Origin of the sequence: Pseudomonas purpurea (genome assembly GCF_039908635.1) — a bacterium.
Lineage (GTDB): Bacteria > Pseudomonadota > Gammaproteobacteria > Pseudomonadales > Pseudomonadaceae > Aquipseudomonas > Aquipseudomonas purpurea.
Genome location: NZ_CP150918.1, coordinates 4,837,185 through 4,850,588 on the forward strand (window position 1 = coordinate 4,837,185; position 13,404 = coordinate 4,850,588).

General features: G+C 61.3%; 13 protein-coding genes and 1 tRNA gene. 5 read left to right on the forward strand and 9 right to left on the reverse strand.

Features of this window, described 5'->3' with window-relative positions; translation table 11 throughout:
• The first annotated feature begins 71 nt into the window (after window positions 1-71).
• Window positions 72-148, forward strand: a tRNA-Met gene (locus tag AABM54_RS21645).
• A gap of 144 nt (window positions 149-292) precedes the next feature.
• Here the strand turns inward: AABM54_RS21645 and AABM54_RS21650 are convergent.
• Complete coding sequence (locus AABM54_RS21650) at window positions 293-1,174, reverse strand: alpha/beta hydrolase (RefSeq protein WP_347902008.1); 882 nt, start codon at window positions 1,172-1,174, stop codon at window positions 293-295.
• The gene (locus AABM54_RS21655) at window positions 1,171-2,259 is read right to left on the reverse strand and encodes a sugar phosphate isomerase/epimerase (RefSeq protein ID WP_347902009.1); all 1,089 of its coding nucleotides are present in this window, start codon (window positions 2,257-2,259) and stop codon (window positions 1,171-1,173) included. The genes AABM54_RS21650 and AABM54_RS21655 overlap by 4 nt, the downstream gene beginning before the upstream one ends.
• A 141-nt stretch (window positions 2,260-2,400) precedes the next feature.
• Between AABM54_RS21655 and AABM54_RS21660 the strand changes: the two genes are divergently transcribed.
• Complete coding sequence (locus AABM54_RS21660) at window positions 2,401-3,009, forward strand: helix-turn-helix domain-containing protein (RefSeq protein ID WP_347902010.1); 609 nt, start codon at window positions 2,401-2,403, stop codon at window positions 3,007-3,009.
• A gap of 38 nt (window positions 3,010-3,047) precedes the next feature.
• Window positions 3,048-4,892 carry a gamma-glutamyltransferase gene (gene ggt, locus AABM54_RS21665; RefSeq protein WP_347902011.1) on the forward strand — a complete coding sequence of 615 codons (1,845 nt, stop codon included), beginning with the start codon at window positions 3,048-3,050 and terminating at the stop codon, window positions 4,890-4,892.
• 46 nt (window positions 4,893-4,938) lie between these two features.
• On the opposite strand, the gene AABM54_RS21670 is transcribed toward ggt, so the two are convergent.
• The 6 genes from AABM54_RS21670 to AABM54_RS21695 all read right to left on the reverse strand — a co-directional run bounded on the left by AABM54_RS21670 (window position 4,939) and on the right by AABM54_RS21695 (window position 10,414).
• Window positions 4,939-5,808 carry an alpha/beta hydrolase gene (locus tag AABM54_RS21670; RefSeq protein ID WP_347902012.1) on the reverse strand — a complete coding sequence of 290 codons (870 nt, stop codon included), beginning with the start codon at window positions 5,806-5,808 and terminating at the stop codon, window positions 4,939-4,941.
• Window positions 5,808-8,381 carry an autotransporter domain-containing protein gene (locus AABM54_RS21675; protein ID WP_347902013.1) on the reverse strand — a complete coding sequence of 858 codons (2,574 nt, stop codon included), beginning with the start codon at window positions 8,379-8,381 and terminating at the stop codon, window positions 5,808-5,810. The genes AABM54_RS21670 and AABM54_RS21675 overlap by 1 nt, the downstream gene beginning before the upstream one ends.
• Window positions 8,382-8,600: 219 nt before the next feature.
• Window positions 8,601-8,954 carry a gamma-glutamylcyclotransferase family protein gene (locus AABM54_RS21680; protein ID WP_347902014.1) on the reverse strand — a complete coding sequence of 118 codons (354 nt, stop codon included), beginning with the start codon at window positions 8,952-8,954 and terminating at the stop codon, window positions 8,601-8,603.
• 67 nt (window positions 8,955-9,021) lie between these two features.
• On the reverse strand, window positions 9,022-9,510 hold the full coding sequence (locus AABM54_RS21685; RefSeq protein WP_347906278.1) for a GNAT family N-acetyltransferase: 489 nt from the start codon (window positions 9,508-9,510) through the stop codon (window positions 9,022-9,024).
• Between the two features lie 132 nt (window positions 9,511-9,642).
• The gene (locus AABM54_RS21690) at window positions 9,643-9,855 is read right to left on the reverse strand and encodes a helix-turn-helix transcriptional regulator (protein WP_347902015.1); all 213 of its coding nucleotides are present in this window, start codon (window positions 9,853-9,855) and stop codon (window positions 9,643-9,645) included.
• A gap of 7 nt (window positions 9,856-9,862) precedes the next feature.
• The gene (locus AABM54_RS21695) at window positions 9,863-10,414 is read right to left on the reverse strand and encodes a DUF2975 domain-containing protein (RefSeq protein ID WP_347902016.1); all 552 of its coding nucleotides are present in this window, start codon (window positions 10,412-10,414) and stop codon (window positions 9,863-9,865) included.
• Between the two features lie 159 nt (window positions 10,415-10,573).
• Between AABM54_RS21695 and AABM54_RS21700 the strand changes: the two genes are divergently transcribed.
• Window positions 10,574-11,383 (forward strand): AraC family transcriptional regulator, encoded by an 810-nt coding sequence (locus tag AABM54_RS21700; protein ID WP_347902017.1) that lies wholly within the window; start codon window positions 10,574-10,576, stop codon window positions 11,381-11,383.
• A 77-nt stretch (window positions 11,384-11,460) separates the two neighbouring features.
• Window positions 11,461-11,829 carry a cupin domain-containing protein gene (locus tag AABM54_RS21705; protein WP_347902018.1) on the forward strand — a complete coding sequence of 123 codons (369 nt, stop codon included), beginning with the start codon at window positions 11,461-11,463 and terminating at the stop codon, window positions 11,827-11,829.
• A 136-nt stretch (window positions 11,830-11,965) separates the two neighbouring features.
• Here the strand turns inward: AABM54_RS21705 and AABM54_RS21710 are convergent, their stop codons facing one another.
• Window positions 11,966-13,336: an MFS transporter gene (locus AABM54_RS21710; RefSeq protein WP_347906279.1), complete on the reverse strand. Its 1,371-nt coding sequence runs from the start codon at window positions 13,334-13,336 to the stop codon at window positions 11,966-11,968.
• Between the last annotated feature and the right edge of the window lie 68 nt (window positions 13,337-13,404).

The window sequence follows — 13,404 nt, forward strand, 5'->3', positions numbered from 1 at the left end:
GAAAGCGTAGAGAAATATTTTAGATTTATGCTTGACACATCTTCATTACGAGCCAATAATGCGCGCCACTTGGCTACATAGCTCAGTTGGTTAGAGCATAGCATTCATAATGCTGGGGTCCGGGGTTCAAGTCCCTGTGTAGCCACCAAGTACTAAAAACGGCTTACCGAAAGGTAGGCCGTTTTTTTATGCCCGCAGAAAAGTACCGCCCTTCCCGCTCGGCAGTACACCCCGCAATGAACCAAGCCGGATGAGTATCGGCTAGACGGCCCGCGCAACGGCGGGCCTCTGTTCAGGCGTTTGCCAAAAGAAACGGCAACAGGTGAGCGATAAACGCTTCGGGCGCTTCTTCGGTGACGAAGTGCCCACAATCGGCAATCACCGCGCCACGCAAATCGCTGGCATTGCCTTGCATCGTCAGCAGCGGCGCATCGTTCGTCGCATGCTGCGCACCGATCGCCAGCACCGGCATCGAAAGTGGCGTTTTCGCCCGCTGAAGATTCTGCTCAATGGTTTCCGGGATCGCCCGGTAATAACCAAACCCTGCGCGCAATGCACCCGGCGCCGAGTAGGCATCGACGTACACCTGCACAGCCACGCGGTCGCGGCGATGAGACCAGGTGTCGAACATGTACGTCAGGTACGCCGCCTCCCTGCCGGCGATCAAAACCTGCGGCAAGTCAGGAACCTGATTGAACATGAAATGCCACAGGAACTTGTTCTGCTGCGGCGCGGCAAAAATCGTCGGCGCGGGCGCCAACCCAGGGATGACCGCTTCGCAGAGCGCCAGTTTGCGGATGGCCTGTGGATAGTCGCTGGCCAGCGCATAACCGACCCACATGCCGACATCATGCCCCACCACCTGATAGTGACTGTGCCCCAACGAAACCATCAAACCCTGCAGGCGACGCGCCACGGTGCCGGTGTCGTAACCGCTCTCTGGCCTGTCGGAAAGGCCGGTGCCCGGCGGGTCCACCGCAATGGCCTGGAACCCGTTGGCCGCCAGCGCCGACATGATGAAGCGCCAGGTGAACCAGGTTTGCGGCCAGCCCGGAATCAACAGAACCGGCAGCCCTTGCCCTTGAGTGACGTAATGCAGGCGCACACCTTCGACGAACGCATAGCCATGGGTCAGGTCCGGCGACTCGGATGCACTCAAACGGGAAAGATTCATAGAACAACCTTCGGGTTGGATGGCGTGACGCTGGAGATGCCCAGCAATGAATGGATCTGCTCGCGCTCCAGCGGTGCGCCGGCAAAATCATCGAACACTTTGTCAGTGACCCGAATGATGTGGTCGTTGATGAACGCCACGCCTTCACGGGCACCGTCCTGCGGATTCTTCAGGCAGCATTCCCACTCCAGCGTCGCCCAACCGGCGTAGTCGTAGTGGGTCAGTTTCGAAAAAATCGCCTTGAAGTCGACCTGCCCGTCACCCAGCGAACGGAAGCGCGCCGCCCGATCGGCCCACGACTGATAACCGCCGTAGAGGCCCTGGCGGCCGGTTGGGTTGAACTCCGCGTCCTTGACGTGAAACATGCGGATCTGGTCGCGATAGATGTCGATGAAATCCAGGTAATCGAGCTGCTGCAACACGAAGTGGCTCGGGTCATAGAGCATCTTGCAGCGCTCATGCTGGCCGACGCGTTCATGGAACATTTCGAAGGTCGTGCCATCGTGCAGGTCTTCGCCGGGGTGGATCTCGAAGCACAGATTGACGCCGTGATCCTCGCAACTGTTCAACACCGGCAACCAGCGTTTGGCGAGTTCATCGAAGGCCGCCTCGACCAAACCTTCGGGGCGCTGCGGAAAGGGGAAAAAGTACGGCCACGCAAATGACCCGGAAAAACTCCCCATGTCCGTCAGCCCCAAGCGTTGAGAAGCCTTGGCCGCCCTCTTCAACTGCTCGACCGCCCACTCGCTACGGCCTTGGGCGTTACCTTTCAATGATGCAGGGGCAAAGCCGTCGAGCATCGAATCGTAAGCCGGATGCACCGCCACCAACTGACCGAACATGTGCGTGGTGAGCTCGCTGACGACCAGATCGTGCTCCGCCAGCAGCCCGGTGATTTCGTCGCAGTAGGTCTGACTCTCGGCGGCCAGCTCGATGTCCAGCAAGCGCTTGTCCCACGCGGGGATCTGCAACGCCTTGAAGCCTTGCGCAGCGGCCCACGCAGCCACCGAGGGCAAGCTGTCGAACGGCGGATGAACATCGCTGAATTGGGCCAGGTGCAAACTCGGACCCTTGATGGTTTTCATGGTGAACTCCCTATTCTTTGTTGGTCGACAAAGAATAGGGAGCATCAAGAACCCGCGTCAAGGCGTGGCCGTTTATTTTTTGTCGATCAGCAAACAATCAGCGATACTGCCGCCTTCACTCGCATAAAAGGCACCGCCCGAATGGCTGGCAGACCCCGACAATTCGACCGCACCCAGGCCCTGCACAAAGCCCGGGACCTGTTCTGGCAACGGGGTTTCGAAGCCACGTCGATGGCCGACCTGGTCACGGAGCTGGGCATTGCCTCGGCCCGGATATACGCCGCCTTCGGTTCCAAGGAAGCGCTGTTTCGCGAGGCCATCGAATCCTACGAAACCGGTGAAGGCGCATTCGCTGCCCTGGCCCTGGAACAAGAACCCTTGCTGCGCGACGGCTTGCAACGAATGTTCCGCGACGCCATTGCCCTGTACACCCGCCCCGAGCAGCCATACGGCTGCATGGTGGTGTCGGCGGCCACCAATTGCTCGCAAGGCAACGACGGCATCCGCCAATGGCTGGCCGAGCATCGGCAGCAGCGCACCGAGTCGATCATCCAGCGCTTTCGCCATGCCATCGAAGCCGGTGAGTTGAAGGAAGACACCGATGCCGCCGCCCTCGGCGATTACTACGCGACGCTGCTGCACGGGCTGTCCGTGCAGGCCCGCGATGGCGTCAGCCCCGAGCGGTTGCTGGCGATGATCCCGACACTGATGACGGCATTCGATCTGGCCCAAACCGAGACAATCGTTTAGCGTCGACCTCTCATTTTCCCAACGCACGGAGCGACCGCGTGTTCTCAGCCTTCCACGTGAACCCTTACCGCCTATCCGCCACTGCGCTGATAGCCGCCACCCTGACGCTCGCGGCGTGCAACGCCCCGCCTTCAGCCCCTTCTGTCGGAGCCTTGCCGGTCGCCCCGGAAATCGCCTCTGGCTATCGCACCGACCTTCGCACCCAATACGCTGCCAAACACATGGCGGCAGCTGCCAACCCGCTGGCAGCAGCGGCCGGCAGGGAGATACTGCGTCAGGGTGGTTCAGCCATCGATGCGGCCATTGCGATGCAAGCAGTGCTGACGCTGGTCGAGCCACAGTCCTCGGGCATCGGCGGTGGCGCGATGATCGTGCTCTGGGACGGCAAGACCGTGCGCACCTATGACGGTCGCGAAACGGCACCGGCCGGCGCCACCGAGAAGCTGTTCCTGCAAGCCGATGGCAAACCCATGCCCTTCCCGCAGGCGCAGATTGGCGGGCGCTCGGTCGGCACACCGGGCGTGTTGCGTGCCCTGGAAATGGCCCATCGCAAACACGGACGCCTGCCATGGGCGACCTTGTTCGAACCGGCAATCGCGCTGGCGCAAAAAGGCTTCGCGATCTCGCCACGCCTGCACACCATGATTGCCACCGACCCGTTCCTGTCGCGCTCGCCGGACATGGCCGCGTACTTTCTCGACGGCGACGGCAGCCCGAAAGCCGTCGGTACGTTGCTGAAGAACCCGGCGCTGGCCAACGTCCTCAAGCGCATCGCCAAGGAAGGTCCTGATGCGCTGTATCAAGGCCCGATTGCCCAGGAGATCGTCGCCAAGGTCCAGGGCCACACCAACCCCGGCAGCCTGTCACTGAGCGACCTCAAGGGCTACGCCGCCAAGGAACGTGCGCCGCTGTGCACCGACTACAAACGCTGGCAAGTCTGCGGCATGCCGCCGCCGTCGTCGGGCGGGATCGCCGTGGCGCAAATCCTCGGCACCTTGCAGGCCCTTGAAGGCCGCGACCCACGCCTGTCCCTGACACCGCTCAAACCACAGAAAGCCAACACCCCGGCCGGCATGGAACCCGCTCCCGAGGCGGTGCACCTGATCGCCGAAGCCGAGCGCCTGGCCGATGCCGACCGCGCGCTGTACGTTGCCGACACGGACTTCGTCCCGGTGCCGGTCGCAGGCCTGGTATCGCCGACGTATCTGGCCAGCCGCGCGGCCTTGATCGGCGAGCGCAGCATGGGCACCGCCAAACCCGGCACCCCGCCGGGCATTCAGGTGGCGTACGCGCCGGATCGTTCGCCGCTGCGCATCTCCACCTCGCAAGTGGTGGCGGTCGATGACCTGGGTGGCGCAGTCTCGATGACCACCACGGTGGAAGCGGCCTTCGGTTCGCACCTGATGGTTCAGGGCTTCATGCTCAATAACCAGATGACCGATTTTTCGTTCATCGCTGAAGAGAACGGCCAACCCGTGGCCAACCGCGTAGAACCCGGCAAGCGCCCGCGCTCGTCCATGGCGCCGACGCTGATCTTCGACCGTCAGAACGGCGAATTCCTCGCCACTGTCGGCTCACCCGGTGGTTCGCAAATCATCGAGTACGTCACCAAATCGGTGGTCGGCATGCTCGACTGGAACCTCGACCCGCAGGCCGCCATCAGCCTGCCGAACTTCGGCAGCCGCAACGGCCCGACCGAACTGGAAAAAGGCCAGTTCAGCCCGGCGCTGATTCAGGCGCTCAAGGACAAGGGCCACACGGTCAACGAAATCGACATGACCAGCGGGACCCAAGCCATCGTCCGGGTGCGTGACGCGCAAGGCAATGCCACCTGGGCCGGAGGTGCCGACCCTCGGCGCGAGGGTGAAGCATTGGGGGATTGAGCGACACTGGAAACACACAAGGGCTTGCCGTGAGGCAGGCCCTTTTTTATGGCTGTCGCGTTGTGGGCTCAGCGCAGCGGATCGGCCGCTCTCGCCATTTGGCCCAGGCATCGGCCAAACCCTCGGCATGGGTCACGCCCGGCACCACCACCGCCTCCAGGCACGTCGCCGTACCCAGCGCTTGCCGATAGCTGTCGAGCAATGCTGGCGGAACAATCGGGTCGTCGCGGCCGACGATGTGCCGCTGCGGTATCCGCGCCAGCCGCTCGCGATAGTCCAGCGGGTCGAGTGAACCCTGCAACGGGCTGAGGCGCAGCAACTCAGCCCACTGCCGGGGGCTCAGGTTGCCGGCCAGGGTTTGCACCTGGGCAATGTCGTCGCGTCGGGCCGCCAGCAACAGCGCCAGGGCGGCGCCACCGGAGTAGCCGATCAGTTCGAAGTCCTGATTGCCGAAGCGCGCCTTGATCTGGCTCAGGGCCTGATCGAGGCTGTCCAGCACCTCAGGCGAGAAGCGCCGGTCGGTCCACAGTGCGGGGCGGCACGCGGGGGCGCGGACAAACTGGCAAGGACGGGCCAGATAGAGGCTGGGCGTCGGGTCGTTGAACGCCATCTCGGCCATCAACAGGTGACGCGGGCTCGGGTCAAGGCTCGGCTGGCTGGACGTCGCCCAGGCACGGCCATCGCCTTCCAGGTAAATACGAATTCGGGATGAATCGAGGCGCTGTAGCGAAACGCTCAGGGCCAGGGGGAATGCTTGTGTGGAAATGATCTCCAGTCGCTGGCCGTGGCTTGCGGCCAATGCCTGCAAGGCCTGCTGTGGCGACTGACAACCGCTCAACGCGGCGCCGATCAACAGCGCCGCGCCTGGCAGCCAACGTCCAGCCCGCGAGCGCGGGCCGAAGGTTGTGGACTTCATCAGAAGTCGTAACGCACTTTGGCGGTGAAGGTGTCCGCATCGAAGCCCGACTTGCCGACGTAGTCGTAGTTCAGGCCCAGGGTCACCGCACCCAGACGATAATCGGTGCCCACACCGGCTTCGTAGCTGTTACGCGCAGCCTTGGCGCCACTGGTGATGAACGGGGTATCACCGACCACGAAGGTCGACGTGCTGGACGCCTTGTCCGCCGCGAAGTCGTGGTACGCCATCAACTTGGCTTGCGGCACGAGCGTGCCCTGGCCCAGCGGATAGTGACCGGCAACCCGCAGACCGGCGCCCAGTTCCAGTGCTTCATAACGCTGGTCATCGATTTTCAGCGCCGCCGAAGAACCCTTCTCGCGGTAGCCGTCGATGTCGACCATGGTGTAACGGGCCGCCACACGCGGCTCGATCAGCACTTCATCGTTCAGGTGATAGGTGTAGCCGCCGGCCAGGTTCAGACCCAGCAGGTTGCTGTCGTAATCGCCCTTGGCGGTGGTGCCGGCAATGCGACGTTTGCTTTCGTTGTCGTTCTTGCCGTAAGTCAGGCTGCCATCGACGAAGTAGTTGCCCTGCTCGAAACCGCCGTACAGGGTGAATGCCTGGGAGTCGACGGCTGTCTTGTTGCCGGTCTTGCCGTTGACGTCGGTGTTCAGGAAGCTGTACGCCAGACCCAGGGTTACGTTCTCGTTCAGCTTGCCATCGGCACCCACTGCCACACCGCGGCTGTAAGCGTTGTAACCGGCCACGCCGTCACGCAGGTCCTGCGTGGCATCGCTGTAAAGGCTCTGCACCCAGACACCGGTGTCCTTGAAGGCTTCACCCGACGACTGACCGCGCACGCCCGCCGTACGGTTGCCGGTGACGTTGCTGATCAGGGTCTGGCTGGTGGTGGCCGCTTGGGTCGCGCCACCGTCCACGTCCGGCGTCAGCTGTTTGGCCAGTTCGGCCAGTTGCGCTTCGCTGGCGTTGGCGAACGCCTGGAACACCGCGTCGTCGCCCTTGAGTTTGCTCATGATTGCATCACGGCTGAAGCTCGACAGCGCTTGCTGGGTGTTGCGGTTGGCACCGTGGTTAACGATGATTTCGTTGACTTCGGCTTCACCTTTGCCGGTGACCTTGGCGAAGATCTGGCTGTCTCGCACGGTGAACGTGTCGACGTTGAGCAAGGCCGAGGTGCTGACGACGCTCAGGCCTTCATCTGTTACCCGACCCGCCTGGACCAGTTTGTAACTGACGCCTTTCGGGTTGAAATCCTGGCCTTGGGCGGCCAGGCGGATTTGCGAACCGTGGTCAAACTGAGCAATTTCGCTGACTGACAATACAGCCTTGTTCGGGTCCGTTGCGCGGCTGAGATTCAGATCCAGCGACGAACCTTCAGTAAACCCGATACTGCCAATGAGGCTGGTGTGAGGCTGACCGAGTTCCAGATGCCCAACCTCTACCGGCATACCTTCATTGATGTCCAGACCAACGTCTACCCAGCCACGCCCATCCAGCATTTTGATGTTGGCACCATCAACGGTTGCGTCAGTGCCATTGAACACTGCATGACCATAGACCGTGGCGCCATCCAGACCAATCAGGTTGCCGGTGATTTTGCTGCCGTCCTTCATTGTCAGGTAAATCTGAGCTCGAACATCAGAGGCATCGATAGCTTCATCCTTGGAGATGATGGTGCCGCTGTTGACGATGTTCAGCGTGATCCTTTCCGATTGGAAACCGTTAATGGCAATTGCGGCATCATCGGCCTGAATCACCCCGGTGTTGATGATCTGCGGAGTATCTCCCGTGAAGTAAGCACCATCAATCTTCAGGCCAGAGGCATCATCGCCTTTGGCAATGATCGTGCCGTGGTTTTCAAAACCACCAATTTTCGCAAGATTGTTGTAGTTGCTCTTCTCGTTCGATGTCATATCCAGCGCGGTAGCATCTTTGCCCGTCACCTGGATCAAGCCGTTGTTGATCACTTTGCCTTTGATCTCGCCACCCATTAGCAAGATGCCTTTGGCACCCGTACCTTCGGCGATGATCTTGCCAGTGGCGGCGTTAACCAGATCGCCACTGATGACCGACGAACCGGAAACTTCCAGCGCACGGGCGACATCGAGGTCCTTACCGTCCTGGATCGGCTCGCCCTTGGCGATCAGGCTGCCTTCGTTGATCACATTGCCACCGACCACAACCGGGTCGATCAGCAGCGCAGTGGCGCCGCCGCCAATGGCCGAGATGCTGCCCTTGTTGATCAGGTTGCCGGCAACGGTATTGAGTTGGCCGTTCGAGTCGGCCTGGTCCATGTCCACGCCATCGGCGAAGTTGCCGTTGGCGTCGATGGTGGCGTTGAGGATCAGGTCTTTCTGGAAGGTCGAGCCATTGAAGGCGACGGCATCCAGATCGCTGTTGGCGCTGGTGAACGTACCGTTGACTTCAACGGTATCGGTGTAGGTTTGCAGTACCGAGCTCAGGCCGGCGTCGGTCAGTTGCAGCGTCTGTGCACAAACTGGCAGGGCGGTGCTGGCCGTGGTGGCAATGGCGAGGGAGAGCAGGGTCTTGCGAAAGAGAGCTGGCGTCACGTCTTCATCCTTAACAACTACAAAAAAATCCAGACGCTTCCGTGTGTGACGCTCATGCAACACCCTTACACATCAAAAAATGATAGCTAAGTGCCACCCATCAAAAGCGCGGCGATCTTAAAGGACTTGCCGGTAAATTGACATCGCATTATTGACGGCCATGACAGAACTACCGAGCCCGTGGCCGGGCTCGGAGAGAGACTACATCCACGAACTGACTCAGACGCTCACATACACCCACGCCTCGATCCCTGAGGCCAGTACCACGCTGACCCGTTTGTAATCCGACACTTCATAGCTGTCGGCGGCGGCCAGCTCCTGCGCGGTGATCTGGAACACCATCCCGGGAATCGGCGCGCTGTCTGCGTTACCGGGGCGCAGGATCGGGTGATGGGTCTTGCCGCTGGTGGCCAGCACGTCTGGATCGGTGATCTCGACCCAGGATTGTTCATAGCCCAGCATGGCGTCGGCACTGCCGCTCAGTTCGCGGCCGAAGTTGGCCAGTTGCACGGCTTTGTCCTGCAAGGTGCCATAGGAAAAAAGGTACACCTGCGCGTTGCTTGAATCAGTCATCGGTAAATCCTTGAAAAATGCAGACAGATGCGCGGCCAATCAACCGCGCCCCTGTGAAGTAAAGCGGTTAAAGGCCTGGGGCCTGAGTCAGCCGCAGACGAATCAGGGCCAGTCGCTCACCCTGTTTGCCGGCGTACTCGTCGATTGCATAGGGCGTGAAACCCAGCCGTGGATAGAGCAACAACCCGGCCACGTTGGTATTGAAACACGACAACGTGACCTCGCTGGCCCGGTGCTTGCCCCGGGCAGTGGCGATCATGTGCCGGACCAGTTTCCCGGCCATGCCGGCGCCGCGCAGTTGCGGGTCGACGATGACGTTGCCGATGGTGCAGGTACCCTGCTCTTCCCAGCGCATGAAGTTGGCGAAACCGGCGACGACGCCATCGAGTTCGATGACGGTCGAGTCCGAGCGCTGGGCAATCGAGTCCCGCAACTGCGCCTCGGTCAGCGGCCAGGTCGCGGCGGGAAAGAAGAAAAACAGCTCCTGCTCATTACGCGCAAAACTGCAGATGCGCGGGATGTCCTGTTCACTGACGGCCCGAAAGCGCACGTCCATTTGCGGTTCAACTGATCCCGTATTCATGCCTTGTGTCATCTCCCTTCGAGTTTCCAGCCATGGACCGCCCGCCGCGCAACGCTGACGACACTGGACCCCAACGTCATCACCACAACAGGATGCCATCAGGTTTTACTCGACCTCGGGCACATGAATCAACAGGTCGCCAGGCTGACAGTTCAGGTACGCACAGATCGCGTCCAGCGTCGCAAGCCGCAGACCCTTGACCTTGCCCTGCTTGAGCAAGGACAAATTGGCTTCGGTGATACCGATCGCCGCCGCGAGGTCTTTGGATTTGACTTTGCGCAATGCAAGCATCACGTCCAGCTGTATGACAATTGACATGGCAATCTCAAACGAACGAGCGGTTTTCTGAGTCGACTTCACTGGCCTGACCCAAGATGCGGGCAATGATCGAAATGCAGGCGGCCAGGAACAGTGCAACGAAGGTCGGCGGGGTGAAACTGATCGTGATCAAGTGTTCACCCGCGGGGGCGTGCAGGGTTACCCACATGCTGAGCAGCGGTTCGCAAACGAAATCCAGCAGTACCCAGATTGCCACCGCCCGACCGACCTTGCCCAAGTGCTGTGCTGAATCAGCGGAAAAATACACGCCTTTGGCGTAGCCCTGAAACAACCGACGCAAGTGACCAAGCCCACCTGCCAGAGCGAGTAACGGCACGCTCGACAACACGATACCGCCCAACACCTGCCACCACGTAAACAGCAACGCTTGGTCGGCAATGATCGGGAGCTGGCGTTCGGTCAACGCAAAACCCGCACCCACGGTGCTCAGGCCAGGGAACAGCCACATCGCGGCATTGAGCAGCAGCATCGCAACGATCAGCAGCAGGGTGACGGATGCCATGCGCTGGCTGAGTTGAGCAAGTCGATTGGAAGTCATGTGAAGCCCTCTGGATGAATGTGACGCCACATTAGCCAAATAATTATCGCAAAACAATAATTAATTATCACAATACAACCATTAGAATTCGAACACAGACAGCCGTCGACGGCTGGGTTAACGTATTTGCCACCGCGCTCACGGCAACGAAGGCTCAGCATGGGCAAGCAAAAAATCCTCACTGACTGGTTTCACCGGGCGCCCGACGCGGGCGGGGTGCAGCGTATCGAGGCGTACTTTTCGGGCCACGGCTACGACTTGCACCGTCACGACACCTACGCCATCGGCCGGACCCTGGCCGGCGTGCAGAGTTTTCAGTACCGCGGCGGTTGGCGCCACAGCCAGCCCGGCGTGACCATGGTCCTGCACCCGGACGAAGTACACGATGGCGAGGCCGGCACCGAAGACGGTTTCCAATACCGAATGATGTACATCGAACCGGCGCTGATTCAGCAAATGCTGGGAGGCCAGCCGTTGCCGTTCATCAAGACCGGTTTGTCCGCCGACCCACGCTTGCTCGCCGCAACCCAAGCGCTGCTGCGCAGCCTCGACAACCCGCTCGATCCCCTGGAAGAACAGGATGCGCTGTTCGACCTGGCCCAGGCGATGAACGCCGTGTCCGGCGTGACACCCCATCGCCAGCGCTTCGATTATCAGGCGGCGGAACGTGCGCGGGAATTCATCCACAGCGCCCTCGACCGCACCCTGACCCTGGATGAACTGGCGGCCCACAGCGGACGTGATCGTTGGAGCCTGTCGCGCGACTTTCGCCTGTTGTTTGGCACCAGCCCTTATCGCTACCTGAGCATGCGACGCCTGGACCTGGTGCGTTCACTGCTGATCCAGGGCCAGTCATTGACCAACGCCGCGCTGATCGCCGGCTTCAGCGACCAAAGCCACATGACCCGCCAGTTCGGCAAGACCTACGGCCTCTCGCCCGCTCGCTGGCTGAGCATGCATCGGCGCTGATTCACGCACAATCGTGCAAGATGTCCGCACCTCCCCGGCTTATCGTGGCGCCTGAATCAACCCTTGAGAGCGCCGCCATGAGTCTGTATCAGAGCCTGAACTTGCGTCACAAACTTGAACAGATTCACGAGCACTGGTCACCTCGGGTCATCGCCGAAATGAACGACTACCAGTTCAAAGTGGTGAAACTGCTCGGGGATTTCATCTGGCACGAACACCTCGAAACCGACGAAACGTTTATCGTCCTTGAAGGCCAGTTGCGTATCGACTTTCGTGATGGACAGGTGCTGGTGCGCGCAGGCGAAATGTATGTGGTGCCCAAAGGGATCGAGCACAAACCGTTTGCCGAAGAGGAAGTCAGGCTGCTGTTGATCGAACCCAAGGGAGTACTCAACACCGGGAGCGAAGGGGGCGAGCGTACGGCGCAGAATGACCTGTGGATCTGATGCCACCCGTTAAGTCCCGGCTGACAGAAGAAAGCCACACCTGCGCCCGGTGATCGACATGCTCGCCTGCCGGGGAACCGCACGCATCACCCGCGCCAGGCAGGCACTGCCGGCCTGAGGCGGGTAACGTCAAACATCAAGCGTGTTCACCCGCCGCTACCCGCCCGGCCTGCGCACCACTGCGCAAACGCAGCGCCAGCACCGCGCCCGACAACGCAATCAGCGCACTGGCGAGCAACGCCAACTCGATGCCGTGGGCCTGGGTTGAAGCCCCCGCGGCGCTGTTGGCCAGAGACACCAACAGCGCCAGCCCGAGCGCACCGCCGATCTGCTGACTGGTCGAGGCCATGCCGGCCGCCACACCCTGCTCGCCCGCCGCAATGCCCTGACCGGCCGAGACCCACATGGCGGTCCAGGTCAGGCCCTGGCCGACGCTGAGGATGACGATCCCCGGCAACAACGACCAAAACCCTTTGCCACCGGGCAACGCCAGGTACACCCAGGCAATCCCCACTGCACCGGCAAGCAAGCCGCTGACCAGCGTGGCACGCAGTCCGAAACGCGGCAGTGAGCGTTCAGCCAGCCAGATACCGAGCGTGCACAACAGCGTCGCCGGCAAAAACGCCAGCCCCGACTGCAACACGCTGTAGCCGTAGACCTGTTGGTAATACAACGCCAGAAAGTAGTACTGCACGCCGAAGCTACTCATGAACACCGCCGTCAGCACCATCGCCATGCGCAACTCGCGATAGCCGAACAACCGCAGCGGCATCAGCGGGTCATGGCCACGGTGTTCGATCCAGGCAAACACGCCCAGCAACGCCAGCGCCAAACCCATGCAGCCGAGCGTCGCGGGGGCGGTCCAGCCCCACTCCGGCCCTTGAACGATGGAGAACACCAGCAACGTACCGCCGAGAGTGACGGCCAGTGCGCCGCCAAGGTCGAAATTGCGCCCACGTTCGCGCTCGCCATCCGCCGGAATCCAGCGCCGCGCCGCCAGTGCACAGGCACCTGCCAAGGGCACGTTGACCAGAAACACCGCCTCCCACCCCCACCATTGCGTGAGCACCCCGCCCAGCAATGCCCCCAACGCCAACCCGGCTGCCGACGCCGCGCTCCACACCGCGAAGGCGCGGTTACGCGCCGGCCCTTGGGGGTAATGGGTGTTGATCAACGCCAGCGTCGCGGGGAACAACATCGCTCCGCCGACACCCTGAATCGCTCGCGCCAGCACCAACAACAACGCACTGCCACCCAACCCGCCCGCCAGCGACGCCAACGCGTACAACGACTGCCCAAGCACGTACAAACGGCGCTTGCCCAACAAATCGGCCGCCCGGCCACCGAGCAACAGGAACCCGCCGAACGCCACGCTGTACGCACTGACCACCCACTGCAACTGCTGGGCCGAGAAGCCCAGATGGCTGCCGATTTCGGGCAAGGCGACAAACACGATGGTCGCGTCCAGCGCGATGATCAGTTGGGCGGTGGCCAGCAGCGTCAGCATCCAGCCAGAGGGTTTTGAAGCAATGGGCATCACGGCGAGTCCTGTGCAGAAATGAACAGGCGCCAGTG